General features: G+C 73.7%; 25 protein-coding genes and 1 pseudogene. 11 read left to right on the top strand and 15 right to left on the bottom strand.

Annotated elements, in window-relative coordinates; genetic code table 11:
• Window positions 1–16: 16 nt before the first annotated feature.
• The 4 genes and pseudogenes from ACQP1P_RS11360 to ACQP1P_RS11345 form a co-directional block, all read right to left on the bottom strand.
• A complete protein-coding gene (locus tag ACQP1P_RS11360) occupies window positions 17–2,029 on the bottom strand; it encodes a diguanylate cyclase domain-containing protein (RefSeq protein WP_433085733.1) in 2,013 nt (670 codons plus the stop codon).
• 331 nt (window positions 2,030–2,360) lie between these two features.
• Window positions 2,361–3,529, bottom strand: a pseudogene (locus ACQP1P_RS11355) (zinc-dependent alcohol dehydrogenase).
• Complete coding sequence (locus ACQP1P_RS11350; protein WP_433085731.1) at window positions 3,526–3,954, bottom strand: hypothetical protein; 429 nt, start codon at window positions 3,952–3,954, stop codon at window positions 3,526–3,528. Before ACQP1P_RS11350 ends, ACQP1P_RS11355 begins: the two are co-directional and overlap by 4 nt.
• Window positions 3,951–4,133 carry an antitoxin gene (locus ACQP1P_RS11345; protein ID WP_433085729.1) on the bottom strand — a complete coding sequence of 61 codons (183 nt, stop codon included), beginning with the start codon at window positions 4,131–4,133 and terminating at the stop codon, window positions 3,951–3,953. Before ACQP1P_RS11345 ends, ACQP1P_RS11350 begins: the two co-directional genes overlap by 4 nt.
• A gap of 258 nt (window positions 4,134–4,391) precedes the next feature.
• Between ACQP1P_RS11345 and ACQP1P_RS11340 the strand changes: the two genes are divergently transcribed.
• Window positions 4,392–5,681, top strand: coding sequence for a hypothetical protein (locus ACQP1P_RS11340; protein WP_433085727.1), 1,290 nt, complete (start codon window positions 4,392–4,394; stop codon window positions 5,679–5,681).
• A gap of 111 nt (window positions 5,682–5,792) precedes the next feature.
• On the opposite strand, the gene ACQP1P_RS11335 is transcribed toward ACQP1P_RS11340, so the two are convergent.
• A complete protein-coding gene (locus ACQP1P_RS11335; protein WP_433085725.1) occupies window positions 5,793–6,467 on the bottom strand; it encodes a TVP38/TMEM64 family protein in 675 nt (224 codons plus the stop codon).
• An 89-nt stretch (window positions 6,468–6,556) separates the two neighbouring features.
• Between ACQP1P_RS11335 and ACQP1P_RS11330 the strand changes: the two genes are divergently transcribed.
• The 4 genes from ACQP1P_RS11330 (at window position 6,557) to ACQP1P_RS11315 (ending at window position 11,053) form a co-directional block, all read left to right on the top strand.
• The gene (locus tag ACQP1P_RS11330; protein ID WP_433085723.1) at window positions 6,557–6,763 is read left to right on the top strand and encodes a hypothetical protein; all 207 of its coding nucleotides are present in this window, start codon (window positions 6,557–6,559) and stop codon (window positions 6,761–6,763) included.
• A gap of 74 nt (window positions 6,764–6,837) precedes the next feature.
• Window positions 6,838–7,914 carry a HesA/MoeB/ThiF family protein gene (locus ACQP1P_RS11325; RefSeq protein WP_433085721.1) on the top strand — a complete coding sequence of 359 codons (1,077 nt, stop codon included), beginning with the start codon at window positions 6,838–6,840 and terminating at the stop codon, window positions 7,912–7,914.
• A complete protein-coding gene (locus ACQP1P_RS11320) occupies window positions 7,908–9,080 on the top strand; it encodes a hypothetical protein (RefSeq protein ID WP_433085719.1) in 1,173 nt (390 codons plus the stop codon). Before ACQP1P_RS11325 ends, ACQP1P_RS11320 begins: the two co-directional genes overlap by 7 nt.
• Window positions 9,081–9,166: 86 nt before the next feature.
• Window positions 9,167–11,053, top strand: coding sequence for a diguanylate cyclase domain-containing protein (locus ACQP1P_RS11315; RefSeq protein ID WP_433085717.1), 1,887 nt, complete (start codon window positions 9,167–9,169; stop codon window positions 11,051–11,053).
• Between the two features lie 72 nt (window positions 11,054–11,125).
• Here ACQP1P_RS11315 and ACQP1P_RS11310 read toward each other — a convergent pair whose 3' ends face one another.
• A complete protein-coding gene (locus ACQP1P_RS11310; RefSeq protein WP_433085715.1) occupies window positions 11,126–11,878 on the bottom strand; it encodes an N-acetyltransferase in 753 nt (250 codons plus the stop codon).
• Window positions 11,879–12,058: 180 nt separating this feature from the next.
• Here ACQP1P_RS11310 and ACQP1P_RS11305 point away from each other — a divergent pair, with 180 nt between their 5' ends.
• Window positions 12,059–14,962, top strand: coding sequence for a putative bifunctional diguanylate cyclase/phosphodiesterase (locus ACQP1P_RS11305; RefSeq protein WP_433085713.1), 2,904 nt, complete (start codon window positions 12,059–12,061; stop codon window positions 14,960–14,962).
• Window positions 14,963–14,974: 12 nt separating this feature from the next.
• Here ACQP1P_RS11305 and ACQP1P_RS11300 read toward each other — a convergent pair whose 3' ends face one another.
• From ACQP1P_RS11300 to ACQP1P_RS11285, 4 genes are all read right to left on the bottom strand, one after another.
• On the bottom strand, window positions 14,975–15,460 hold the full coding sequence (locus ACQP1P_RS11300) for a GNAT family N-acetyltransferase (RefSeq protein ID WP_433085711.1): 486 nt from the start codon (window positions 15,458–15,460) through the stop codon (window positions 14,975–14,977).
• A gap of 12 nt (window positions 15,461–15,472) precedes the next feature.
• Window positions 15,473–15,718, bottom strand: a complete 246-nt coding sequence (locus ACQP1P_RS11295) for a hypothetical protein (protein WP_433085709.1) — start codon at window positions 15,716–15,718, stop codon at window positions 15,473–15,475.
• Window positions 15,719–15,935: 217 nt separating this feature from the next.
• Entirely contained in the window at window positions 15,936–16,157 is a 222-nt protein-coding gene (locus ACQP1P_RS11290) for a hypothetical protein (RefSeq protein ID WP_433085707.1), read from the bottom strand.
• A gap of 41 nt (window positions 16,158–16,198) precedes the next feature.
• Entirely contained in the window at window positions 16,199–16,636 is a 438-nt protein-coding gene (locus ACQP1P_RS11285) for a hypothetical protein (protein ID WP_433085705.1), read from the bottom strand.
• Between the two features lie 107 nt (window positions 16,637–16,743).
• Here ACQP1P_RS11285 and ACQP1P_RS11280 point away from each other — a divergent pair, with 107 nt between their 5' ends.
• Window positions 16,744–17,199: a DUF1203 domain-containing protein gene (locus ACQP1P_RS11280; protein ID WP_433085703.1), complete on the top strand. Its 456-nt coding sequence runs from the start codon at window positions 16,744–16,746 to the stop codon at window positions 17,197–17,199.
• Between the two features lie 51 nt (window positions 17,200–17,250).
• Here ACQP1P_RS11280 and ACQP1P_RS11275 read toward each other — a convergent pair whose 3' ends face one another.
• Together ACQP1P_RS11275 and ACQP1P_RS11270 are read right to left on the bottom strand one after the other, a co-directional pair.
• Complete coding sequence (locus ACQP1P_RS11275) at window positions 17,251–18,735, bottom strand: endo-1,4-beta-xylanase (RefSeq protein ID WP_433085701.1); 1,485 nt, start codon at window positions 18,733–18,735, stop codon at window positions 17,251–17,253.
• Entirely contained in the window at window positions 18,732–20,234 is a 1,503-nt protein-coding gene (locus ACQP1P_RS11270) for a cellulose binding domain-containing protein (RefSeq protein WP_433085699.1), read from the bottom strand. Before ACQP1P_RS11270 ends, ACQP1P_RS11275 begins: the two co-directional genes overlap by 4 nt.
• A 157-nt stretch (window positions 20,235–20,391) precedes the next feature.
• Here ACQP1P_RS11270 and ACQP1P_RS11265 point away from each other — a divergent pair, with 157 nt between their 5' ends.
• Window positions 20,392–20,814, top strand: coding sequence for a nuclear transport factor 2 family protein (locus tag ACQP1P_RS11265; protein ID WP_433085697.1), 423 nt, complete (start codon window positions 20,392–20,394; stop codon window positions 20,812–20,814).
• An 8-nt stretch (window positions 20,815–20,822) separates the two neighbouring features.
• Here the strand turns inward: ACQP1P_RS11265 and ACQP1P_RS11260 are convergent, their stop codons facing one another.
• Both ACQP1P_RS11260 and ACQP1P_RS11255 read right to left on the bottom strand, forming a co-directional pair.
• Window positions 20,823–21,656 carry a helix-turn-helix domain-containing protein gene (locus ACQP1P_RS11260; RefSeq protein ID WP_433085695.1) on the bottom strand — a complete coding sequence of 278 codons (834 nt, stop codon included), beginning with the start codon at window positions 21,654–21,656 and terminating at the stop codon, window positions 20,823–20,825.
• A 214-nt stretch (window positions 21,657–21,870) separates the two neighbouring features.
• Window positions 21,871–22,116 (bottom strand): DUF397 domain-containing protein, encoded by a 246-nt coding sequence (locus tag ACQP1P_RS11255; RefSeq protein WP_433085692.1) that lies wholly within the window; start codon window positions 22,114–22,116, stop codon window positions 21,871–21,873.
• A gap of 204 nt (window positions 22,117–22,320) precedes the next feature.
• Here ACQP1P_RS11255 and ACQP1P_RS11250 point away from each other — a divergent pair, with 204 nt between their 5' ends.
• From ACQP1P_RS11250 to ACQP1P_RS11240, 3 genes are read left to right on the top strand one after another with little or no spacing between them, the layout of a single operon-like run.
• Window positions 22,321–23,049: a GGDEF domain-containing protein gene (locus ACQP1P_RS11250; protein ID WP_433085690.1), complete on the top strand. Its 729-nt coding sequence runs from the start codon at window positions 22,321–22,323 to the stop codon at window positions 23,047–23,049.
• Window positions 23,050–23,059: 10 nt separating this feature from the next.
• Window positions 23,060–23,263: a hypothetical protein gene (locus ACQP1P_RS11245; RefSeq protein WP_350618294.1), complete on the top strand. Its 204-nt coding sequence runs from the start codon at window positions 23,060–23,062 to the stop codon at window positions 23,261–23,263.
• On the top strand, window positions 23,260–23,697 hold the full coding sequence (locus ACQP1P_RS11240; RefSeq protein WP_433085687.1) for a hypothetical protein: 438 nt from the start codon (window positions 23,260–23,262) through the stop codon (window positions 23,695–23,697). Before ACQP1P_RS11245 ends, ACQP1P_RS11240 begins: the two co-directional genes overlap by 4 nt.
• Here the strand turns inward: ACQP1P_RS11240 and ACQP1P_RS11235 are convergent.
• On the bottom strand, window positions 23,618–24,364 hold the full coding sequence (locus ACQP1P_RS11235; protein WP_433085685.1) for an endonuclease/exonuclease/phosphatase family protein: 747 nt from the start codon (window positions 24,362–24,364) through the stop codon (window positions 23,618–23,620). The two genes, ACQP1P_RS11240 and ACQP1P_RS11235, sit on opposite strands and share 80 nt — an antisense overlap.

Here is a 24,364-nt window from a genome sequence, read left to right as displayed (position 1 = left end):
CCCGGCGCGGGTGCCGTCAGGCGACGGTGGCCCGGTGGATGGCGAAGTGGCCGGTGCGGCGCCGTTTGGCGGCGTACATGGCCTGGTCGGCGTGGCGGAGGATCTGCTCGGGGGTCTGCCCGGGCTCGGCGACGCAGATGCCGATGCTGACGCCGGTGCGCACGGCGCAGCCGTTGATGGTGGCGGGTTGCGCGAGTTCGGCGATGATGCGGTCCGCGAGTGCGCCGGGGTCGCCGAGGTCTTCGGCGAGGATGACGAACTCGTCGCCGCCGAGCCGGATCACCAGGTCGGACGGCGGGACGTTGCGCAGCAGGCGAGTCGCGACGATCTTGAGCAGTTCGTCGCCGATGTCGTGGCCGAGGTTGTCGTTGATCGGTTTGAAGTCGTCGAGGTCCAGCAGCATGACCACGACGCGGTGCCGGCCGTGCTGGGCCCGGGTGAGAGCGTCGCCGAGCCGTTCGCGCAGCAGCGCCCGGTTGCCGAGCCCGGTGAGCGGATCGTGCGTGGCCTGCCTCGTCAGGGCGGCGGTCAGGTCGGCGGCGCCGAGCGCGAGCGCCACCTGCGCCTGGAGCGTCTCCAGCGACTGGCGAGCGTCCGGCGGCAGCGGGCCGGCCGACTCCACCAGCAGCAGGCCGACGACCCGCCCGTTGGCCGCGACCGGCAGCAGCACGACGCCGCATCGCTCGCCGTCCGGGCGGTCGAGCACCGGCAGGCCCATGCGCTCGACGTGCGAGGCAGCGGCCACCGCGCCGTCGGCGCGCGAGGGCGCAACCGCGCCCTCGGGGATCTGGGCGCCCAGCAGCGCGGCGGCCTCGTGGCCGGCGGCGTCCAGAACCGTCCAGACGCCGGGGTCGTCGGGGTCGGGTCCGAGGAAGGCGCTGCGTGACGGCGATGGCTCGGGCAGCAGCGTGAGCGCCGTGGTCACCGCCAGGCGCCGGATGGTGTGCGCGTCGCGGGTGGTGAGCAGGGCGGTGCCGGCCTCGGCCAGGTGCAGTCCGCGGGCGATCATCTGCTGCTGCCGGCGCAGGCTGGTGTCGCGTTCGGCGACGAGGCGGGCGTTGTCGCGCAGGGCGACGAACTGGCGGGCCGCGACGAGCGCGGTCAGCGTGATCGCACCACCGAGCACGGTCCAGGCCCGGCCGTCGAGGCGGTCGGTGAGGGCGACGATCAGCAAGGCGTAGGTGGCGGCGACCGCCGCGTAGGGCAGGGGGCTGAACGCGCGGGAGCGGCCCAGGGCGCGGGTGTGCGCGGCCGGTGCGGCGGTGATCTGGACGAGGGCACCGGCGATCAGCAGGGCGCGGGCGGCGGTGACGATGGCGAGGACCAGGTGCGGCAACCGCGTGCCCTGCAGGACCGGGATCAGGGCTGAGGAGCCGAACTCGGCGACACCGGCCGCTGCGAGCAGCGTCATCGCGGCCGGGTGGACGCCGGCGACACCGGCCAGCAGGAGCCGGGCGATCCCGAACAACGCGACGAGCCCGACCGCCCCCTGGGCCATGGTCGTGGCGGTGAGCAACACGTCCGCGTGGTCGGCCAGCGCCGGGGCGATGGAGCAGTACCAGAGGAACACCGCTCCGGCGAGCAGGACGATGGCCATGTCGAGGCCGAGCCGCAGCCGGCTGGATGACCATGCCGTGCGGGCGGGCAGACAGAGCACCGCGGCGAGGGCGAGGATCACCATGAGCAGATCGGTCAGCTGCACCACGGTCAGGCCGATCGGGTAGCGCAGGTTGTCGTGGGCGAACGTCTGGTAGGTGGAGGCGAGCTGGCTGGTGGCGGAGATGCCCTGGCCGATGGCGAGTAGCCGCCAGCACCACCGGCCGCCGGTGGCCGTCGAGCGGGCGGCGGCCCGCCAGCACAGCACCGCCCCGGCCCAGCCGAGCAGCGGGCTGCACGCGCGGAAGATCCGCAGCTCGGCCGGCCAGCCGCCGATCTCGGCGGCCTGCAGCACGACGCACGCCACGGCGAGGGCGAGCGCCGCCGTCCCTGCCGTGCGCGCGACGCGTTCCGGTCGGCGGGCGCGCGTCATACCGGTGTCATCGGCAGCGGGCGGGCTGTGTTGAGGCGTGAGCCTGAGGCCTGAGACTGAGGCGTGAGACGCCGTCGCCACCGCGGCCGGCCCGGCGGCCGGCCGCGGACGCCCGCGCCCTACCCGCGCCGTTGGATCGGGGGCACGCGGTGGTTATGCCTCGTCGACGTCGAGCGGGTGGTGCGTCACGTCATGGCTGGTATCGGTGCTCATGTGCGGCAGGTACCCGCCGCCGGGCGGGCAAAGACCGGCAGATGCCACGCATGCCCGCCCGTCCGGCCCACCGCTCGGTGGATGCCGGCCCCGAGCAGCGGCCCGGGAGCCGGACTCCTCACGGGAGGAAGACGGTCCGCACGCACCCGTCGACCTTGTTCTTGAACATGTCGTAGCCGTCCTGCCCCTGCTCCAGCGCCATGGTGTGGGTGGCCAGGTGCTCGGTGACGAGCTCGCCGCGGGCCATCCGCTCCAGCAGCATCGGGATGTACCGCTGGCCGTGCATCTGCGCCCCGCGCAGCGTCAGCCCCTTGTTCATGACCGCACCGAGCGGAAACTTGTCCACCATCCCGGCGAACACACCCAGCACGAAGACGCTGCCACCCTTACGGCAGTTGTAGATCGCCGCCCGACCGCCGCGGGCCGGTCGGACTCCAGCCGCAGCCTCTGCTTGACCGTGTCGTAGACGTGTTGCGGCCCGGCGGCGTGTGCCTCCATGCCGACCGCCTCGATACACACGTCCGGCCCACGGCCGCCGGTGCGCTCCAGCAGCTCCTCGCCGACGTCGGTGCGCTCGTAGTCGAGCGTTTCCGCGCCGACGTGCCGCCTGGCCATTTCCAGCCGGTAGCCGTAGCGGTCGATGCAGATCACCTGCTCGGCGCCGAGCAGCATCGCGGCCCGCGCCGCCATCTGCCCGACCGCGCCGGCGCCCCACACGGCCACCACGTCACCGGGCCGCACGCCGCCGAGGTCCGCGCCCATCCAGCCGGTGGACGCGGAATCAGACGCGAACACCGCCCGCTCGTCGGATACCTCCTCCGGTACGGTGAACGCGCCGACGTCGGCGAACGGCACCCGCACGTATTCGGCGTGGCTGCCGGCGAAGCCACCCATGGCGTGGGAGTAGCCGAAGCAGCCGCCCGGTGCGGCGCCCCACAGGTTCTCGGTGATCGCGGGGTTGGTGTTGCCGTTGTCGCACAGCGAGTACTCCTGGCGCTGGCAGTGCCAGCACCGTCCGCACGAGATGAACGACGACACGACGACCCGCTCGCCGACCCGGTGGTTGCGCACCCCTGAGCCGACCTCGACGACCTCACCGAGGAACTCGTGCCCCAGCACGTCGCCCTGGCGCATGAACGGGATGTACCCACCGAGCAGGTGCAGGTCCGAACCGCAGGTGACGGATCGGCGGGTCCGCACGATCATGTCGCCGCTGTTGCGCAGGACCGGATCCGGCACCTGCTCGACGCCGACCTTGTTCACGCCTTGCCAGCACAGCGCCCTCACAGCCTGCCCTCCTCGCGTCCGTGCCGAGTCGCATACGCCAGCGGCGCCCCGGTCAGCGTCCGGTGGGAGGTGCCGGGCGCGTCCGGCAGCAGGACTTCACCGACCTCCGCGAGCGAGCGCGCCGAGCGCAGCGCCCGCCGCAGGTGCCGGACCGTGTCGCGGTCCGCGCCCGGCTCGACGGCCCGGGCCGCGAGTTCGGTGCCCCGGTCACCGGGTGCCGGGCGGATCAGGACCTCGACCGGGAAACCGAGCTCGTCCAGCGGCGCCGGCATCGGCCCGAGCCGCTCGGGCGAGCAGTTGATCGTGACGCTGTGCCAGCGGTCCGGCGTCGACCCTGTCCGGGCGGCCCGCCGCCACGCGGTCACCGCGACGCCCGCGCCCGCCGCCGCGGTCACCCCCGTGGCGATCGCCAGTCCCCGCCTCACCGCGGCGAGCCGCCCTGGCCGGTGCGCTGCCGCGCCGCGTCCACGCCCGTGCCGGCCTGCTCGCCGTACCTGCCGCCGGCGCGCCGGTCCGCCTGCTCACCGGCCTCGCCGATGGCCCGGCCGACCTGGTCGTCGTGCTGGTCGGCGAAGCGCGTCGCCCTGTCCATGAAGTCGTTCATCGTGCCTCCCGGCTGTCGGATGCCGCAGGCCCCTCACTACCCGGCACCTGCCGGTCGATGCATGGCTCGCGGCGTTCTTTCTCGCGCGGCCGCCACGCAGCCCCGCCTCCGCAGCACCCGGCACGCCCACATCACCTGCACCTGTCTCGTCTCGAACGACTCCTCCGGCCCGGACCCCGGCCGCACCGGCGACGCCGGCTCCCGCCGGGTGACACCTCCCCCGTCGTGTGCGGGCACGCGGCGTGTAGAAACGAGCTCGTGGATGGCAAGCGGATGCAGCAGATCGGTTTCGCCGCGCTCATGGGCGCCGCCGCCGGGGCCGCGCTGACCGGCCACCGCGGCCCGCGCGCCGCGCTGGCCGGGGCGGCGGCGGGCGGAGCGGTGCTCGCGGCGATCGACGGGGCCGCCCGGGCACGGCAACGACCCGACGAGATCCCGGCGATCTGGTCACGGATCGCCGCCGGCGGAGCCCTGGCCGCTCCCGCCGGCTGGGCGGCCGGCCGCGCCGGTGCGTCGCCGCTGGCGGTCGGCCTGGCGGCGGGCGCGTTGGCCGGCGCGATGGGTGTCCGCCCGCACAAGGTGGCCCTCGGCCCCGTGGTCGGCCTGGCCGTCGGCGCCGCCATGCGCAACCGGCCGCCGGCGCAGGTGGCCGCGGCCGGCGTGGTCGCGTTCCGGACCGTGTCGCAGCTGCTGTTCCGGGAGCCGCAGGTCGAGCTGCTGGCCGAGCGCGCGACCGCGGAGCAGCTACCGTTCGTCGTACCGCTGGAGGCCCGCACTCGCTACGTCGGCACCGGCTACGTGCGGGACCTCGCCGCGGCGACCGGCGGCGTCTACGAGGAGGCGACCGCCGACATCGGCATCGTGGCGAGCCTGGACGCGCTGGCCGGGCCCGGGTTCGACCCGGCGGCCGTGGACCCGCTGGTGCGGGAGTTCTACGAGCACACGACCCGGTTCACGCTCGACATCGTGCCGCGGTGGCGGGCCTGGGTGCGGCCCGGATACCTGCTGTACCGCACCCTCGTCGCCCGGCCGCTCGGGCAGGCCAACGTGCCGATGAACCTCCGCGAGGCGCAGCGCGGGATGCACAGCCGCATCGACACCATCACCGGCGCCGACGGGGTCGTGTCGACCCGCGGCTGGATCCGCTCCTTCGCGCACAACGGGGAACCCATCTACGTGGGCATCTACACGACGTACCGGCACGGCGAGCGCGGGTACGTCAGCGTGGGCTTCCCGTTGCCCCAGGCCAACTTCACGGCCACCCTCGCGCCAAGGCCGCGGCCGGGCGGCGGGCTGAGGCTCACGAGCCGGACCGGCGACGGGCAGACCGGGCACTACCTGAGCTACATCGACGGCGAGAGCCGGGCCCTGACGACCCTGGCGGTGCACGGGTTCGCCGAGGAGCTCGACGTCCGCGTGGACGGCGGGGAGCTGCGGGCCGACCACGCGTTCTCGGTCTTCGGGCTGCCGTTCCTGACGCTGGAGTACCGCATCCGCCGCAAGCCCGACCCATCTGCCCAGGACGCTCCGCGCCCGTCCCCTCGATGAGGCACTGGCGTATCTCGCCCGCGGGACGGTGCCTCCCGAGCGGCGGCACGTCGGGCGGCCGGGCGGCCGGGCGACGAGGGTGGCGCCCCGCACCGATCGGCACGCGGGCTCCTACGTCTCCACCGGGTCACCCGGCGAACCCGCCGCCCGGCGGCCGCGACGACGCCGTTCGGCCAGCAGTCCTCCCGCGGTGAGCACGACCAGGGCGGCCAGCGCCGCCCACAGCGGCCACGCCCCCGGCTGCCACCCGTAGGCGCCGACGGTCACGTAGGCGGTCGTGGCCGGCAGGATGCCCACCGCCGTGCCGAGCACGAAGTCCCGCAGCCGCACGCTCGTCACGCCCGCGAGGTAGTTGACGGCGGTGAACGGCACGACCGGGATGAGCCGGGCCACGACGATGGCCCAGATCCCGTGCCGGGTCAGCCGCGCGTCGAACGCGTCCAGCCGCCCGCCCGCGAGCCAGCGCACCGCGTCGCGGCCCAGCAGCCGGCCCAGGTACAGGGCCGCCACGGCACCCAGCAGGGCGCCGCAGACGACGACCGCGAGGCCGCCCGCGACGCCGAACAGGGCGCCCGCCGCGAGGGTGAGGACCGTCTTGGGCAGCGGTGACAGGCAGGCCACGGCGTAGAGGCCGGCGCACGCCACCGGTGCCCACCAGCCCAGCCCCGCCATCGCGGCGCGCAGCTCGTCGCGTCCGGGCAGGCCGACGAGGATCGCGACCGTGACGAGGCCGCCCACGAGGGCGACCAGCCCGGCCAGTCGCAGCAGCCGAGCCGTGCGCGTCATGCGCGCATCATGCCCCGCCGGCCGCCGCTCCAACCAGGCGGTCCGGGGAAGGAAATCAAGGCTTAGTCGTAGATCAATACCAGGTCATCTTGGCGACCGGCGACCAGTCGAATCAAGGACTGTCGGGCGTCGATGCCTTGCATACGTTTTCCTCACCGGAACGGGCAACCGCCCGCCGGAGACCGAAATCCCCGACCGAATGGGAGAGACACGTGAAGATCAAGGTCAAGAAGGTCGAGCCGATCGAGGCCACCCGGATCCACCTCGACCCGGACGCGCCGCAGGGCGCTGCCTGATCCACTCGACCGGCCGGCCTGGCGCGATCCGCCGGGCCGGCCGAGCTCTTTTCTGCGATCGGAGATTCTGCATCATGCGGGTCATCCCCCAGCTCAAACCGATCTCGGTCATCCGGCGCCCCGACGAGGTCATCCTCCTCCGCCGGGCGCTCGAGGCCACCTACCTCGCCGACGACGACGGCAGCGTCACCGCCCTGCTGCGGGTGCTCGCCGAGGGCTCGCGGAGCGTCGCCGAGCTGCCCGCGGCCATGCGCGAGCGCGGGTTCGAGGTCACCGAGGACGAGATGGCGGCCGCGGTCGGCGCGCTCGACGACGTCGGGGTGCTGCTGCGGGCCGGCGACGGCGGGCTCGACGCGGCCACGCTCCGGCGGCACGAGAGCAACCTGCGCTTCTACGACCTCTTCGCGGGACTGGACCGTACGAGCGCGCAGTTCCACCGGGGCATGGCCGGCGCCGACGTGCTCCTGCTCGGCGCGGGCGGCATGGGCAGCGGGGTGCTGCAGTCGCTCGTCGGGCTCGGCGCCGGCCGCGTACGGGTCGTGGACTTCGACCACGTCGAGGAGAAGAACCTCGCCCGGCAGTTCGCCTACGGCCACGCCGACGTCGGCCGCCCGAAGGTCGAGGCGGCGAAGGACTGGGCCGCCCGCTACTGCGGCGAGACCGTGGTCGAGTCCGTGCACGCCCGGGTGTCCGATGTGGACGGCATCGTCGCCCTGGGCCGGGGCGCCTCGCTCGTGGTCTGCGCCATCGACTCCCCGGACGACGTGCACCTGCTGGTCAACCGGGCCTGCTTCGAGCTGGGCGTGCCGTTCGTGACGGGCGGGCTGCAGTACTCCACCCTCTTCTACTGGTCCGTGCACCCCGGCGTGAGCGCGTGCCGCCTGTGCCTGCAGCTCAACCGCGAGGACGAGGGCGGCGCCAGGCCGGAGCTGGCCGAGCAGTCCGTGGTGCTCCCGGCCGGGCGGGTCAACCGCGCCACCGGCCCCGTCGCGCAGCTGCTGGCCGGGTTCGTGGCGATGGAGGCCGGCCGGTACCTGACCGGCACCGACGAGCCCGTCGCGGCCGGCGTGTACCACACCGTCGAGCTCGCCGACGGCATGCGCACGACCCGGGTGCCGTGGCCGCGCAACCCCCGGTGCCCGCTGTGCTGAACCAGCTCACGCTCGTGCGCGACGGCGACGGCTACGTGGTGGGCAGCCCGGACACGGCCGCCTACGTCGAGGTCCCCGAGATCGGCGCGCGGATCATCGAGTGGCTGCAGCAGGGCGCGAGCGTCGCCGAGGCCGAGCGGCGGGCCGGGGAGCTGGCCGGGGAGCCCGTCGACGTGGCGGACTTCCTGGCGGTGCTCGCCGGCGAGGGCCTGCTGAGCGGCTCCGGCGACGACGGGCGGATCGACGGCACGCGGCGCCAGCGGGCCGGTGCGCTGCTGTTCGGCCGGGTCGCCTGGGGCCTCTACGCGGTGCTCGCCCTCGCCGTGCCGGTGCTGCTGGTCGCGGTGGCGGGGCTGCGCCCGACGTACCGTGACGCCTTCCCGTTCACCACCCAGCTGCTGAACATCCTCGCCGTCAGCGGCCTCGGGATGCTGGCCGTCGCCGCCCACGAGGGCGCGCACGTGCTCGCCACCGCCGCGCTCGGGCTGCCCAGCCGCCTGTCGGTGAGCCGCCGCCTGTACTTCCTGACCTTCCAGGCCGACCTCACCCGGCTCTGGAGCGTCCCCCGTCGCGCCCGCTACGGGCCCCTGCTGGCCGGCCTCGCCTGGGACGCGGTGGTCCTGGCCGGCGCGCTGGCGGCCCAGGAGCTCGTCGCGCCCGGCTCGGTCGCGGCCCGCCTGCTGCGGGCGCTCGTGCTGCTGCAGTGCACCGCGATCCTGGCCCAGGCCATGGTCTTCGTGCGCACCGACGTCTACGCGCTGCTGGTGAACGCGACCGGCTGCAAGACCCTGTGGGCCACGAAGGGCGCGCTGCTGCGGCGGTACCTGCGCCGCTCGACCCCCGCCGACGAGCGCCAGCTGGCCGACGCCGGCCCGCGGGAGGTCACGTGGGCCCGGCGCTACCTGTGGCTCTACGTCCCCGGCACCGCGGTCGCCCTGTACTACCTCGCGACGTTCGTCCTGCCCGGCCTGCCGCACCTCGTCGCCCTGTGCGTGGCCCCGATCCGCGCCGACGGCCTGACCACCGCCGCGGCGTGGGAGGGCCTCGCCGCCCTGACGGTCGCGGTGATCCCGTCGACCCTCGCCCTGTTCGGGGCGATTCGCGGCGGATGGGGGGTGATGCGGCGCGTCGTTTCCGCGCGCAGATCCTCGCGCACTTCAGCCTGACTCAGGTCTTCGGCCGTATGGACGATGTAGACGGCACCTCAGGGTGCCCGCCCAGGCGGTAGAGTCCGGCGCAATGAAGGAGTGCCGTGAGCACATCCCATGAGCAGCGGCCTCGCCCGACGGCGAGGGCAGCGCTGCTGCGCGATCCGGTCCTGCGTGCCCTGCTGCTGGTCACCGCGGCCTTCACGGTCTGGTATGCCCTGCCCGGAACCGGGGCCTCCTCCGATGCGAAACTCGCCCTGTTCTGGCCGATTCAGGTGCTGCTCGACGTCATCTTCGCGGTCTTCTCGGCGCGGATGGGCGCGGTGCCGGGCGTGTCCGCGGCGCACCGGCGGTTCTGGCGGCTCATCGCGGCCGGGGGCGTGCTGCTCACCGCCGGCGACGCGGCGCAGGGCGTGCAGACCTTCGCCACCCCCGTCGACGGCATGGTGCAGGGCGGCGCGCTGCAGTCCGGGCTCGTCACCTGCGGGTCGCTGGTCTGCCTGCTCGCCATGGTGCTGCACCCGACCAACACGGCCGGCCGGGAGCGGCTGCGGTTCCTGCTCGACGCGGCAACGGTCATCGCCGCCACCGCGGTCTTCGTGTGGTACCTCTCCCCCAGCGTCGAGCTCCGCGAGGGCGGCGGCGCGCTGCTGCTCGCCCTGGCCTCGGCCGGGGTCAGCCTCGCGGGCTCGTTCGGGCTCGTGAAGCTCATGCTGGGCCGCAACATGCCGTTCACCCCGATCGCCGGCTGGAGCGCCGGCCTGGCCAGCGTGCTCATCGGCCTGTCCACCGGCCTGACCGCGGCCCTGGTGGAGGTGATCCGGCCCGAGGTCGCGATGCTGGCCCGGCTGCTGCCGTGCGCGCTGCTGGCCGCCGTGCCCCGCATCAACGAGGCGAACCTGCGCGCCGACCCCGACATCCTCGCCCGCCGCCCGGTGCGGCCGTTCAGCCTGCTGCCCTACATCGGCGTCGCCGCCGCCTACGTGCTGCTCATCGTCTCGCTCGCCCGCGGCTCGCTGGACGCCCGCGTCTGGGGCGTGGTCATCGGCGTGCTGCTGGTGACCGGCATCGTGGTCACCCGGCAGCTGATCGCCTTCACCGACAACGCGCGGCTGCTCGGCGAGGTCGACCGCAGCATGCAGGCCCTGGCCGCGCAGGAGGAGCGGTTCCGGGCCCTGGTCCAGCACTCCTCCGACATCACGGTCATCGCCGGGGCCGACCACGTGGTGTCCTACGCGAGCCCGGCCGTCGAGCGCACCTTCGGCGTGCCGCCCGAGTCGGTGATCGGCCGGCGGATGGACGAGCTCACCGTGGCCGAGGGGCGCGACGAGTGGCGGGCCCGCCTCGACGACCTGCTGACCCGCCCGGGCGACAGCATCACCGTGCGCCTGCGGGTCCCGCACCTCGACGGCCGCGAGCGCTGGCTCACGGCCGTGGCCACGAACCTCACGCACGTGCCGAGCATCGGCGGCGTGGTCTACAACGCGCACGACATCACCGACGTCGTGGCGTTCCAGGACCGGCTGCGCCACGAGGCGACCCACGACGCGCTGACCGGCCTGGCCAACCGGGCCCTGTTCGCCGAACGCATCGCGGCCGCCGGCGGCCGGGCCTCCGTGCTCATCATCGACCTGGACGGCTTCAAGGCGGTCAACGACACCTACGGCCACCACGCCGGCGACGCGCTCCTGCGCGCGGTGGCGGACCGGCTGCGGCACTGCGTGGGCCCCGCCGACACCGTGGCCCGCCTCGGCGGCGACGAGTTCGCGGTGCTGCTGCCCGGCGCCGCGCTCGCCTCCGCCGAGGCGCTGACCCGCCGGCTGCACGAGTGCTTCGCCGAGCCGGTCGAGGTCGACCAGGCGCTGATCCCGATCCGGGCCAGCATCGGCGCGGCGTGCGGCGCCCTGGCCGACGCCGACCGGCTCCTGCGCGACGCGGACGCCGCGATGTACTCGGTGAAGCACGGCCAGCGGGACCGCGCCGCCCTCTGACCGCCGTCGTGGTGGCGCCGCGGTCGTGTGGCCGCGGTCGTGTCGCCGTGGTCGTGTCGCTGTGGTCGTGTCTCAGAGGTCGTGGCGGTACCAGGCGTTGGCCTCCACGTAGGTGGCGAGATCCCGCTCGGGGTCGCACACCACCGGCCCGAGCCCGCCGGCGACGACGACCGGCCCGGGCGCGTCGAACGGCAGCCCGGTCCACGCCCGCCACCGCTCCAGCGGCGCCGTGATGGTCATCGAGTGCGGCGCGACCGCCACGAACCGCCCACCGGCCCGCTCGTGCACGCGCAGCCACGGGTCCTCGGCGGTGCCGTCGGCGCGGCGGCGGGCCACGTACCGCGCCAGGGGCATCAGCGGCTGGAGGTGCTTGTGGGTCGGGCGCACCGGCGCGAACAGCGCCGGATGCCCGAGCGCGGCGGCGTTGCGCCGGGCCAGCGCCAGCAGATGGCCGGAGACGCCCCGGCCGCGCAGCTGCGGCCGGACGGTCGCGAACAGCGCCGACACCTGCGGCCCGGTGGTCCCGGCGAGGGCGTCGGCGGCCGCGGACAGCAGCACCGCGTCGTAGCCGCCGCCGGGCAGCTCCCCGTCCTCGCCCGCGGTGAAGGGCAGCGTGCACAGCATCCCCGCGGGGGCGCCGGTGCCGCGCTCGACGGCCAGCAGCGTGTACTGCGGATGCCGCTGCACCAGGGCCGGGAAGAGCGCCGCGGAGACCGGGTCCTGATACAGGAACGGGGCCACGGTGGGGTCGTCGAACGTCGTGATGAGCGGCATGCGGTCGGGCCGCTCGGCCAGCGTCGTCACCTCGAGCCAGGCGAAGTCCATGGAGATCAACCTATCGGCCCGCGCCACCGGTCCGCAGAACGCATGTCCTGCCCGGCAAACGCATGCGGTTGCGGCCTTCAGCGGCCGTTCGACCGGCCGATGTGTATACCGGTGGATCAGACCTTGCCCCGCCCGGGACCGGCGGGACAAAGTAACTTGCAGCGCACGGGAAGGAGCGGCGTGACAAGGCGGGTGACCTGGGCATATGCGCTCTGTGCGCTGGTCCTTGCCGTCTGTTACCGGCTGTTCCCGGCCGTGGGCATGTTCTGCTACGTCGGGCTCGTCGCGGCCACCATCGCCGCGATCGTCTACGGCGTGCGCGTCCACCGGCCCCGGCGCAAGCTGCCGTGGCTGCTGTGGGGCGGCGGCTCCCTCGGCCTCGCCGCCGGCACCGCGGCCTCCCTGGTGCAGACCGACATGCTGCACTCGGACCGGTTCCCGTCGGTCGCCGACGCGATCTCGCTCGGCGCGACGTTCCCGCTGCTGCTGCTCGGCCTGCTGATGCTGAGCCGCTCCGGGGCGGCGAACCGGGACTGGGCGACCGTCATCGACTCGCTCATCTTCACCGCCGGGGCGGGGCTGCTCGCCTGGGTGATCCTCATCGACCCGTACCTCAGCGACCCCGGCCTCAACGCCGCGCAGAAGGCCGTCGCCAGCGCCTACCCGCTCGCCGACGTGATGCTGCTGGCCATCATGGTCCGGATGGTGCTGGAGGCCCGCCGCAGCTGGAGCGTGGCGCTGCTGCTCACCTCCGGGGCCGTGCTGCTCGTCTCCGACGTCGCGTTCAGCCTGCGCCGGCTCGACGGGGAGTGGGGCCTGGGCAGCTTCGTCGACGTCGGCTGGATCGTGTTCTTCGCCGCGGGCGGGCTCGCCGCGCTGCACCCGTCGATGGCGCAGCTGTCCGAGCCGCGGGTGATCGGCTCCACGCAGGTCAAGCCGCGCCGGGCCGTGCTCGGCGTCGCCTCGCTCGTCGCGCCCGGGATCCTCTTCGCCGAGGCGCAGTCCGGGCCGGTGCACAACGGGACCGTCATCGCGGTCGGCTCGGCCGCGCTCGTGGCGCTGTCGCTCGGCCGGGGCGGGCTCGCCGCGCGCAGCGTCGGGCACACGCTGTCCCGCGAGCGCGCGCTGCGCAAGGCCTGCGAGGCGCTGCTGTCGGCGACCGAGGTGGGCGCGGTCGAGGCCGTGGTCCGCCGGGCGGTCGGCTCGCTGCTGCGCCCCGGCACCGCCCACCGCACCGTGCTGCGCGTCGGCTCGGCGCACCCCGAGGCCGTCATGAGCATGCAGTACGTCGCGAAGCTCCCCGAGGAGTCCGCGCGCGAGCTGGACGGGTTCGAGCTGGCGCTGTACTGCCCCCTGAGCATCGGCGGCGTCCGCCTCGGCGAGCTGTGGGTCGCCGCCGACGAGCGGGCCCTCGTCACGCTGCAGGAGTCGGCGCGGGTGCTGGCCGGCCAGGCCGCGAGCATGCTCGACCACATCGCGCTGAACCGGGAGATCGTCCGCCGCGACAGCGACGCCTACTTCCGCACCCTGGTGCTCAACGCCGCCGACGTCATCCTCATCGTCGGCGACGACGACCGGGTCGGCTACGCCAGCCCCTCGGCCCAGCCGCTGTTCGGCCTGGACCCGGTCGGCGCGCACGTGTCGGACCTGCTGGTGTCGGACGAGCGGATCCGGCGCGCCGACGGGTCCACCGCCGACGTGGAGGTGACCGTCCGGGACCTGACCGACGAGCCGACCGTCGCCGGGCGGGTGCTCACCATCCACGACGTGACCGAGCGCCGCCGCCTCGAGCGCGAGCTCATCGACCGCGCCTACCTCGACCCGCTCACCGGCCTCGGCAACCGCCTGCGCTTCCAGGACTGCGTGCAGAGCGCGACCGCCGCCGCCGTGCTCATCCTCGACATCGACGGCTTCCGCATGGTCAACGACGCCATGGGCCAGGACGTCGGCGACGAGCTGCTCAAGGCGTTCGGCGAGCGGCTCGTGGAGGTGTGCCCGCACGCCGCCGTCGTGGCCCGCCTCGGCGCCGACGAGTTCGGCGTGCTGCTCGAGCGCGCGGACGTCGCCGAGGTCGAGGCGCTCGCCGCGCGCATCGTCGAGGACTTCCGCCCGCCGTTCCTGGTCCGCGGCAGCGTGGTGACGGCCCTGCCGAGCGTCGGGGTGGCCATGACCACCGACGCCGCCGACGCCACGCAGGTGCTCAGCGAGGCCGACGTCGCCCTGGACAGCGCGAAGCGGACGCCGGAGCGCTGGCGGCGGTACGAGTCCGCGATGCACGCCGACACGCTGCGCCGGATGCGGCTGCGCACCGACCTGGACCAGGCCCTCGCCGCGGACGCGTTCGTGCTGCACTACCAGCCGATCGTCGAGCTCGCGACGGGCCTGCCGCACGGCTTCGAGGCGCTGGTGCGCTGGCAGCACCCGACCTTCGGGCTGGTGCCGCCGCTGGAGTTCATCGAGATCGCCGAGGAGTGCGGGCTCATCGTCCCGCTCGGGGACTGGGTGATGCGCAACGCCATCGCCACCGCGGTGGAGTTCCGCAAGTTGTACCGCTCCGACGCCGCCCCCACGATGAGCGTCAACGTGTCAGTGCGCCAGTTCCGCTCCCCCGGCTTCGTCCAGCGGGTGCTGACCGAGCTGGCCCAGGCCGACCTGCCGGCCGGCGCGCTCACGGTGGAGATCACCGAGAGCCTGCTGCTCGGCGACGACGAGCACATCCACGCCGACCTGGCCACCCTGCGCGCCGCCGGCGTGCGGGTCTCGATCGACGACTTCGGCACCGGCTACTCGTCGCTGTCCTACCTGCACCGCGTGGCCGTCGACGCGCTCAAGCTCGACAAGTCCTTCGTGGACACGATCGGGACCTCGCGGCGGCAGTACGACCTGGTCCGCGGCATCGTCCAGCTCGCCCGCACCCTGGACCTGGAGGTGGTGGCCGAGGGCATCGAGACCGAGGCGAACCGCCAGCGGCTCGTGGACCTGCGCTGCGGGTTCGGCCAGGGCTACCTGTTCACCAAGCCGCTGCCCCGCGCCGAGGCGCTGGCCTGGCTGCAGTCCCCGGGCCTGATCGAGCCCGCCGCCTAGCGCCGGGCTCCGCTAGAGCCGCAGGATCCAGTGCTCGCACCGGATCGGCACGCCCTCGTAGTCCACGTCGCACGGCCCGTGGTTCACGAACCCGGTCCGCCGGGCCACGACGCCCGCGGCCCGGTTCTCGGCCCCGATGAACGCGTGCACCTCGCGCACCAGCCCCGACGCCCGCACCTCCTCGACGGCGAGGCGCACCGCCCCTGCCGCGAGCCCGTGGCGCCGCGCCCGCCCGGGCAGCAGCATGATGCCGAGCTCGTGGATCTCGCGCCCCTCCCAGACGCTGCGGAACACGGCCACGACACCGGCGGGCTCGTCATCGGGGTCGGCGAGGATCGTGCGGTACCACTCGCCCTCGCGCCCCGCGACCCGCCGCTCGTGCACGGACTCGGCCCGCCCGCCCGGCGCCGGCCCGCCGAGGTGCGCCATGACCTCGGCGTCGCCCTCCAGCTCGGCGGTGAGCGGGCGGTCCTGTTCGGCGTACGGCCGAAGCCTCATGCATTGATCATCTCAGACGTCGGCCGGAATGATCGCCAGGAGCTGCGTCGGCGGTTCGAGCGCGTCCACGATCGTGTCCCCCTCGAGCCACAGCCCTCCGGCCCGGCACACCAGCGCGGCGGCCGCCTCGACGGGGCAGGGCAGCAGCGCCCCGCAGGCCCCGCACCGCGAGGGGTCGTCGGGATCCCGCTCCAGGTGCCGGGTCTGCAGCTCGGCGGCGGTGGTGACGAGAACGCTGTCAGGATCGAGACGCAACATGCGCAGATCGTGCCGACGGGCGGCGTGACCGGTCCGCCCAGAAACGGGTGATCCGCCCTTTCACCCTCCGCCACCGGCCACGCGGCCCGCACCACCGGCCACGCGGCCCGCACCACCGGCCACGCGGCCCGCACCACCGGCCACGCGGCCCGCACCACCGGCCACGCGGCCCGCGCCACCGGCCGCCCGGCCCGCGCCGCTGGACACCCGGCCGGAGTTACCGGCCGCCCGGCAGGAAGAAGGACGCGCCGAAGGACACCAGCACCGCGGCCGCGGCCACCACGCCGATCAGCACCAGCTTCCCGGTCGGGCCGAGGCCCCGGCGGCGGGGCGGGCGCAGGCCGCGCCGCACGCGTTGCACACGGGCCGCGCGCACGGCACGGCGTTCGACGTCCCGCGCCCACTCGGGGTCCAGGCTCTCGAAGGGATCACCGCTCACGGCGTCCGAGTATGCGGCATCGCGGGCGCCGCGGCTGTCCCCTAGCCGGCCGCCTCGATGCGGTCCAGCGCGGCGTTGCGCGGCACGTGCCGGTGCAGCAGGTTCGCCTGGCCCGCGGCCAGGATCCCGGCCACCACCGGGGTCTCGGCCTTACGGATCTCCAGGTCCGCCTCCTCGGCGGCGTCGAGCGCCAGCTGCGCCGCGACCGGGCCGGGCAGTGCCTGCCAGGCCGGCAGCAGCGTGTCGTTGATGGCGTCGTCGTACCACTGCGGCACGGTCGGCGGCGGCAGGTGCCCGGAACGCCAGCGGCGCACGAGCGTGAGCGCCCACCGGTCCCAGAACGCGAGCTGCGCCAGCACGGTCGCGGCGCTCCAGCCGGGCGCCACCGGTTTGCGTAGACCCTCGTCGCCGAGGGAGTCGATGAGTGCAGTCAGCCGTTGCCGCGCCGCGGCGTTCTCGTCCAGGGGTACCCGCTCCACCCACTCAACGGTACGGACCACGGCGCCGTCCCGCATGATCAACTAGGCCTCGACACGAGGGCCGATTCCCGCCAGCGTGAAGCGTTTCGCGGGGGCACGCTGAGGGCATGTTCACTGTTCACGCGATCGACGCCGAGACGCTGCAATCCGTTCGCCGCACCGGCCGGGACGCCTCCGGCAACCCGCCCCGGCCGTGGACGGCCGACGGCGGTGAGCCCGTGCGGTGCTGCCTGCGCGACGCCGAGCCGGGCGAGCGCCTGCTGCTGTTCGGGTTCGACCCGAAGCTGCCGCCGGCGAGCCCCTACCGCGAGCTCGGCGCCGTCTTCGCCCACGCCGAGCCGTGCGCGGGTCCGGCGGGCACGGGGTACCCCGAGGGCTGGCGCGGCCGGCCGCAGGTCCTGCGCGCCTACGATGCCCGCGGCTGGATCCATCCGTCGACCCGCACCCACGACGGCACGGACCCCGAGGCCGAGCTGGCCGGCATCCTGGCGCACCCGGAGGTCGTGCGGGTCGACAGCCGCAACATCGCCTACGGCTGCTACATGTTCACGGTGACCCGCTGATCCGTCGGCCCCGGCCGGCCGCGACCGGGACCGGCGGATCGCGCGCGCCCGTTATGAGCAGGTCACCGCCGGCACGGCATTGGTGCCGTTCCACGACGCCAGGAAGCCGAACGTGGCCGGCGGGGTGGCGTTCCAGGACGCGGGGGTGACGGTCACGCCCGCCCCGGACTGGCTCACCGAGCCGCCCCAGAGCTGACTGATCGTCTGGCCGTTGGCGAACGTCCACGTGACCGTCCAGCCGGGCCTGGTCCCGGCCACGCTCACCTCGCCCTGGAACCCGCCCGGCCAGCTGCCGACGATCTTGTACGTCGCCGTGCACGCGCCCGCCGGCGGCGGGCTGCTGGAGGCCGGCGCGGACGGCGACCCGGACTTGGACGGTGACCCAGACGGTGACACAGACGGTGACACAGACGGTGACCCAGACGCTGACACGGACGCTGACACGGACGGTGACACGGACGGCGATGCGGACGTGACCGACGGCGAGGCCGAGGACACCGTGCCGCCGAGACCGGTCACGATCGCGTCGTAGGCGGCCGGCTTCTTCGCCAGGTTCTCGTCCCACGGCAGCGCCGCGCCCTGGCCGGAGAAGGTCGAGGGCACCCACGAGTACTTGTCGGTGTAGTCCCAGATCGTGATGCCGACGCAGCGGGTCACCGCCACGCAGGCCTTCACCACGTCGGTGTAGTACGTGGCCTGGGTGGCGTCCTTGCTCGCGTCGCGCGGCAGGACCATGCGCACGTCCAGCTCGGTGATCGCGACGTCGACGCCGAGGTCGGCGAAGCGCTGCAGGTTCGCCTGCATGTTGGCCGGGAAGCCGTACTGGATCGCCAGGTGCGCCTGGAAGCCCACGCCGTCGATCGGCACGCCCTGGGCCTTGAGCGTCTTGACGAGGGCGTACATCGCGTCGGCCTTGGCGCCCTGGCCGTCGGTGTTGTAGTCGTTGATGTAGAGCTTCGCGTCCGGGTCCGCGGCGCGGGCGGTGCGCAACGCGTCGGCGATGTAGTCGCTGCCCATCGCCGTGTAGAACGGCGAGGTGCTGCGCAACGTGCCGTCGTCGTTGAAGGGCTCGTTGACGACGTCCCAGGCGAAGACCTTGCCCCTGTAGTGCGAGGCGACCTGGGTGATGTGGTTCTCCATCGCCGCCCGCACCTGGGCCGCGGGCAGCTGCGAGACCCAGCCGGGCAGCTGGTTGTGCCACAGCAGGGTGTGCCCGCGAACCTTCATGTTGTGCGCCTGGGCGAACGTGATGACCTCGTCGCCCTTGGCGAAGCTGAAGGCGTTCTGGGTCGGCTCGGTGCTGTCCCACTTCATCGCGTTGCCCGGGGTGGTCTGGCCGAACTCGCCGCCGCCGAGGATCGCGGTGTAGGCGGTGTCGGACAGCTCCGGGTTGTCGGTGGCGGAGCCGAAGTACCGCCCGCCGGCCGCGGCGAGCGACTGCAGGGTCTGCGTCGCCGCCTCGGCCCGGGTGATGACGAACGTGAAGGTGCCGGCGGCCACGAGCGCGGCCGCGCCGGCGATCAGCGCGCGTCTCATGACGATACCGCCGCGAGGTGGTCCTTGATGCCCTGGCCGAACGCGGTCGCGGTGCCGTTGTAGTTGCTGATCAGCGACGGGCCGCTCGAGCAGTCCCAGGTGTTCCAGGTCCAGCCGAGGTAGCCGATCCCCTTGCCGTCGGCCCAGTTCATGAGCGTGTCGACGAAGCCGTGCGAGCAGTCGTTCTCGCCGATCTCGGTCAGCGACAGCGGCACCTGGGCCGCCACCGGGGCGAGCTGGCTGTCGTAGCAGGAGGTGTTGGAGCAGGTGTTGAAGTTGTAGATGTGCGCGAACGCCGCGATGTTGTTCTGCGGGTCGGTCGGCTTGTACTGCAGCCACTGCGTGAGGTCGTTGGAGTACGCGAGGCCGCCGATCATGATGACGTTCGTCGCGCCCGTGGCGCGCACGGCGTTGACCAGCGACTGGAAGCCCGCCACCGGGTAGCCGATGCCGTTGCAGGTGCCGCCGTCGCGCCAGCAGGCCCAGCCGGTGCTCGCGCTGCCGGTGGCCCGCTCCGGGTACGGCTCGTTGAACAGGTCGAAGACGACCGCGTCGTTGCCCTTGAAGGCGTTGGCGACGCCGGTCCAGAAGCTCGGGGCGTACTGCGCGTCCGGCATCGGCTTCTGGCAGGTCGCCTTGACGTCGGAGCAGCCGGCCGACGGGCCCGTGTACTGCCCGTAGTTCCAGTGCATCTCCACGATCGGCGTGATGCCGTTGCTGACGAGCAGGCTGACGTACGCCTTCACCGCGTTCTGGTAGTTGGCCCCGCCGTAGGCCGCCTGCACGTCGCTCGTGCCGAGCCAGCACTCCTCGTTCAGCGGCACCCGCACGGTGCGGATCTTCCAGGTGCGCATCGCGGTGACGGAGGCCTGGTCCATCGGCCCGTCCCAGATGCCGTTGCCCTGGATGCAGGCGAACTCGCCGCCGGAGCGGTTGACGCCCAGCAGCCGGTACGTGGAGCCGGTGCCGGTGACCAGCTTGTTGCCGCTCACCTTGAGCTTCGGGGCGGCCCCGGCCGGCGGCGGCACGGACACCGACGGCGACGCCGACGGGCTGGCCGAGGCGCTCCTCGACGGGCTCGGGGAGCTCGTCGTGGTGCCGTTGCAGGCGACTCCGTTGAGCGTGAACGCGGTCGGCTTCGGGTTGGAGCCGGTCCACGATCCGTTGAAGCCGATGCTGGTGCTCGCGCCGGTGGCGAGGGCGCCGTTGTACGACAGGCTCGCGGCCGTCACGTTCGCGCCGGACTGGGTGTAGGTCGCCGACCAGCCCTGGTCGACGTGCTGCCCGGCGGCGAAGGTCCAGCCGAGGGTCCACGACGACACGGCGTCGCCGAGGTTCTTGACCGTGACGGCGGCCGTGAAGCCGCCGGGCCAGTCGTTGGTGGTGTACGTGACCTGACAGCCCGCGGCGGCCTGTGCCGAGGTCGGCAGCAGGACCGCCCCGGCCGACGCGAGCAGCAGGCCGCCGGCCACCGCCAGGGTGGTTGTGCGGTACCGCATGGGGGCTCCTTGGGAGGCTTCTCGGATGGCGGTTGGAAGCGCTCCCATCCTTCGCCGCGCCCCGGGGCCGTCAAGCGCTTCGACACGTTCGTCCCCGTTGTCCGAGACAAGGACTGAAATTTCCACCGGCGCCATCCGGAGCGTATGCTCCGTTTCCATGGAGCTGGTCGATCGATTCCTGGCCGCCGTCGTCGCACCCGACCCCGGAGCCCTCGCCGACTGCTATGCCGAGCGCGTGGTCATCGAGATGCCGTTCGCCGTGCCCGGGCTCATGCCGGCGCGGCTGGAGACGACCCGGGAGGAGCTGCGGGCCCACTTCCGCGCCGGCACGGCGGTGCGCCGTTACACGGACGTGGCGAACGTGCGCGTGCACGCGGGCGCCGACGGCTCGACCGTCGTCGTGGAGTACGACGTCCACGGTCTGATGCACGCCACCGGCGAGCGTTTCGTGCTCCGGTTCGCGATGGTGATGACGCTCGAGGCCGGGCTGATCGCGCACACGCGCGACTACACCGACCCGATCGCGGGCGCGCGGGTCCTCGGCCGCCTGCCGGAGCTCGTCGCCGCCCTCACGGGCTGAGCGCAGGCCTAGGCGTCGAGGTCCTTGCGGATGTCCTCGAGGATCTTCGAGGTGTCCATGGGCGGGCGGGCCTCGACGCACAGCCGCTCCATCGCCTCCGCGTAGAGGTCGACGTCGTCGCGCTTGTCGAGGTACAGCGCCGACGTCAGCTGCTCGATGTAGACCACGTCGGGCAGGTCGTCGTCGGGGAAGCGCAGCAGCGTGAACGCGCCGCCGGCCGCCGCGTGGCCGCCCGCGTTGAACGGGATGACCTGCAGGCGCACGTTGGGCAGCGTGTTGTTGATCTCCAGCAGCGCCTCGATCTGCCCGCGCATGACCTCGGTGCCGCCGATCGGGCGGCGCAGCGCGGCCTCGTCGACGACCATCCACAGCTTCGGCGGGTCCGGCCGGTGCAGGATCTGCTGGCGCTGCATGCGCAGCTCGACCCGCCGCTCGATCTCGTCCTCCTTGGCCCGGCCGTGGCCGAGCAGGACGACGGCGCGGGCGTACTCCTGCGTCTGCAGCAGCCCGGGCACGAACTGGACCTCGTAGGTGCGGATGAGCGCCGCGGCCGCCTCGAGCCCGAGGTAGGAGTGGAACCAGCTGGGCAGCACGTCGCCGAAGCGGTGCCACCAGCCCGGGTTGTTGGCGTCACGGGCCAGCGCCAGGAGGCGCGAGCGCTCCTCGGGGTCGTCGACCCCGTAGAGGGAGAGCAGGTCGGCGACGTCGCGCTCCTTGAAGCCGACGCGGCCGAGCTCCATCCGGCTGATCTTCGACTCCGACGAGCGGATCTCCCAGCCGGCGTCCTCCCGGGTCACCCCCTGAGCCTCGCGCAGGCGCCGCAGATGGGCACCCAGCAGCATCCGGAGGACCGTGGGGCCTCCGGACGCTCCTCCTTCAGTTAGACCGGTCGTCACCGTGCTGCCTCCGGGACCGTCATGGTCGAACAGTCGCGAGCCGCGAGCCTGCCCCGCGACCGGAGTAAGCATGCCATGACCCGACAGTAAGCGGGAGTGGGCTCGCTCGGGACGGCGGCGGCGAGCCTGCTCGATCTTCGGACGCGGATTACTCAGCCGCTTACTCGGCTGCCAACAGATTGTCGAAGTCGCCGTCGCCGGCGCCGCCGAGGAACGCGGCGATCTCCTCGTAGGTGTAGATGAGCGCCGGCCCCTCGGGGTCGCGCGAGTTCCGGATGGCGAACCCGGCCCCGCCGGGCAGGCGCGCCATCTCGACACAGTTGCCGCTGGGGTTGCTGCGGCGGCTCTTCTGCCAGGTCACACCGGGGAGGTGGCCGGCCGGCATCCCGTTGTACGTCTGCTCCATCGACATCTCTCTGACGACCTTGGTTGAAGTTCACCAAGCACCCGGCATCTGCACGTGCATCGGCTCTTGCGTCTGCAGCCGATAAAGCGCATGCTAGCGCATGTGCGGATGTCAGGGGTCGCTCACAGCAGGTGATCAAAACCAGACATTCGGACCCAAACGATCGGGTGACTTCCCCAGCTGCGATCTGAAGGGACGACGCGCATGGATCCCCTCGCCTTCATGGCCGGCGCGGCCGCGGCGGCCGGGGCGTGCGCGGCGCTACCTCTGTACGTGCGCGCGCGACGCGCGGAGCGGCTCGCGGCCCGGCTCGGCGCCGAGCTCGAGATCGAGCGCCACGCGGCCAGCCACGACCCGCTCACCGGCCTGCCCAACCGCCGCGCCTTCTACCAGCGCGGGACCGAGCTGGTCGCCGACCGCGCGCGGCACCCCCTGGTCGCCGTCGTGCTCGACGTCGACGGGTTCAAGCAGATCAACGACGTGTTCGGGCACTCCGCCGGCGACGAGGTGCTCGTCACGACCGCCCGGCGCCTGCACGCGTACGCCGACGGCGGGCTGGTGGCCCGGCTCGGCGGCGACGAGTTCGCGGGCCTGCTCCCCGGCCGCTCCGGCAGCACGCAGGAGCAGGCCGACCGGCTCGCCGAGGCCCTCGCGGCCCCGATGCGGCTGGCCGGGCAGGTCGTCACCGTGAGCGTGTCCGTCGGGCTCGTCCCCGTCGAGCCCGACGCGCACCTGGCCGACGCCGTGCACCGCGCCGACGCGGCCATGTACCGCTCCAAGGGCACCCGCCGCCGCCCCCACGCGGCCGCGGCGCCCCCGCTGACCGTGCACGCGGCCGCCCGCCTCGGCGACCACCAGCACCTGGTGCACACCACGCTTCGCCTCGGCAAGCCCCGCGACACCACCTCCCCCCGTCCGTCCACGGCGACTTAGAGGATTCGCAATGGAGCTCCCAGACCTCGTCCGCCAGCGCCGCCGTCACCAGCCGCGCCCGCGCGGGTGGCTGGCCGCCAAGCTCAAGCGCGGCGAGCTGTGCCGCGACTGCGGCCGCCCGTGGCCGTGCGACGAGTACGTGACGGCCCGCAACTCGGTGCTCGTCTACGCCCTGCGCCGCCTCGAGGTCGTCCGGCCCGGGAGCCTTGGGTGACGTCCGCGGCGCACATGCCGGCCCGCCCCGAGTGGCGGTGCACGGGATGTGCCGACCCGTGGCCGTGCGCGGCCAAGCGGGCCCAGCTCGCCGCCGAGTACGCGGACAACCCGGCCGAGCTGCGCACCCTCATGGCCCTGCGGGTCGCCGACGCGGCCGAGGACCTGCGCCAGTTCGGGGCCGAGCAGCTGTGGCAGCGCTTCCTCGGCTGGACCCCGGCGCCCGGCCAGGGCCCGATCATCCGCTGGGTGGCGAACCCCCCGCTGGGCGGCGACCGGCGCCGCCCGCCGATCCGCCAGCAGATCGACCCCCGCACCTCCGGCACCGCCGCCCAGGCCGCCGCCGCCCAGGTCTCTACGCTGCCCGGGCCACCACCGGGTAGTGGTCAGAACCGGATTCCGCCGCAGCGCCGGTCACGACGCGGCACTCGGTGAACCGGGCGGCGCTGCCCGGCGTCGCCCACAGGTAGTCCAGCCGCATCCGCGTGAACTCGGCGCCCCCGCCCCCGGAGGTCGGCACCGTCCAGCCCGCCCCCGAGCCGCACCGGCGGAAGAGGTCCACGAGCCCCCGCCGGGCCAGCAGTGCCGTCGCGCGCACGTCGGGCCTTCCGCGATCGAGGTGGCGGCGGCGGTACTGCGGTGCCAGCGCCGCCAGCCGCCGCTCGTGCGAGTCCCAGGGGTCGAGCGTGTTGAGGTCGCCCAGCAGCACGCCCTCGCCCCGCCGCCGCAGGAACGCGGCCAGCCATCCCGCCTCGGCGGCGCGCACCCCGCCCCAGTAGGGGCACAGGTGCGCGGACACGAGCGTCAGGGCCCCGAGCGGCGTGGCGACCCGCACCCAGGCCGCCGCGTGGAAGAACGGCCGGGCGACGTGCCCCGCGCCGAGCACCCGCAGATGCCGCCCCACCAGCAGCCCGACCGGCTGCCCCCGCCACGGGCGGGCCACGACCGCCCGCATGCCGGTCAGCGCGCCCAGATCCGGCTCCCCGCGAAGCTCCTGCACCGCGACGACATCCGGCGACTGCTCCGCGATCACGCGCCCGATCTGCTCGAGCCGGCCGGCGCCGCCGAGTTTGATGTTGTACGTCATGAGCGTCAGCGACAT

This window comes from Dactylosporangium sp. CA-052675, from assembly GCF_050947935.1.
GTDB lineage: Bacteria > Actinomycetota > Actinomycetes > Mycobacteriales > Micromonosporaceae > Dactylosporangium.
The sequence above is the reverse complement of the archived record's forward strand: the minus strand, read 5'-3'. Positions and strand labels throughout refer to the sequence as shown.

Bases quoted from the DNA above. Each gene is read 5' to 3' on its own strand.
- ACQP1P_RS11260 (WP_433085695.1), bottom strand. From the start codon at position 21,656: ATGCTGCTGGGTGCCCATCTGCGGCGCCTGCGCGAGGCTCAGGGGGTG.
- ACQP1P_RS11310 (WP_433085715.1), bottom strand. From the start codon at position 11,878: ATGGACTTCGCCTGGCTCGAGGTGACGACGCTGGCCGAGCGGCCCGAC.
- ACQP1P_RS11280 (WP_433085703.1), top strand. From the start codon at position 16,744: ATGTTCACTGTTCACGCGATCGACGCCGAGACGCTGCAATCCGTTCGC.
- ACQP1P_RS11275 (WP_433085701.1), bottom strand. From the start codon at position 18,735: ATGAGACGCGCGCTGATCGCCGGCGCGGCCGCGCTCGTGGCCGCCGGC.
- ACQP1P_RS11245 (WP_350618294.1), top strand. From the start codon at position 23,060: ATGGAGCTCCCAGACCTCGTCCGCCAGCGCCGCCGTCACCAGCCGCGC.
- ACQP1P_RS11255 (WP_433085692.1), bottom strand. From the start codon at position 22,116: ATGGAGCAGACGTACAACGGGATGCCGGCCGGCCACCTCCCCGGTGTG.
- ACQP1P_RS11345 (WP_433085729.1), bottom strand. From the start codon at position 4,133: ATGAACGACTTCATGGACAGGGCGACGCGCTTCGCCGACCAGCACGAC.
- ACQP1P_RS11325 (WP_433085721.1), top strand. From the start codon at position 6,838: ATGCGGGTCATCCCCCAGCTCAAACCGATCTCGGTCATCCGGCGCCCC.
- ACQP1P_RS11295 (WP_433085709.1), bottom strand. From the start codon at position 15,718: ATGTTGCGTCTCGATCCTGACAGCGTTCTCGTCACCACCGCCGCCGAG.
- ACQP1P_RS11265 (WP_433085697.1), top strand. From the start codon at position 20,392: ATGGAGCTGGTCGATCGATTCCTGGCCGCCGTCGTCGCACCCGACCCC.
- ACQP1P_RS11335 (WP_433085725.1), bottom strand. From the start codon at position 6,467: ATGACGCGCACGGCTCGGCTGCTGCGACTGGCCGGGCTGGTCGCCCTC.
- ACQP1P_RS11270 (WP_433085699.1), bottom strand. From the start codon at position 20,234: ATGCGGTACCGCACAACCACCCTGGCGGTGGCCGGCGGCCTGCTGCTC.
- ACQP1P_RS11250 (WP_433085690.1), top strand. From the start codon at position 22,321: ATGGATCCCCTCGCCTTCATGGCCGGCGCGGCCGCGGCGGCCGGGGCG.
- ACQP1P_RS11360 (WP_433085733.1), bottom strand. From the start codon at position 2,029: ATGACGCGCGCCCGCCGACCGGAACGCGTCGCGCGCACGGCAGGGACG.
- ACQP1P_RS11300 (WP_433085711.1), bottom strand. From the start codon at position 15,460: ATGAGGCTTCGGCCGTACGCCGAACAGGACCGCCCGCTCACCGCCGAG.
- ACQP1P_RS11235 (WP_433085685.1), bottom strand. From the start codon at position 24,364: ATGTCGCTGACGCTCATGACGTACAACATCAAACTCGGCGGCGCCGGC.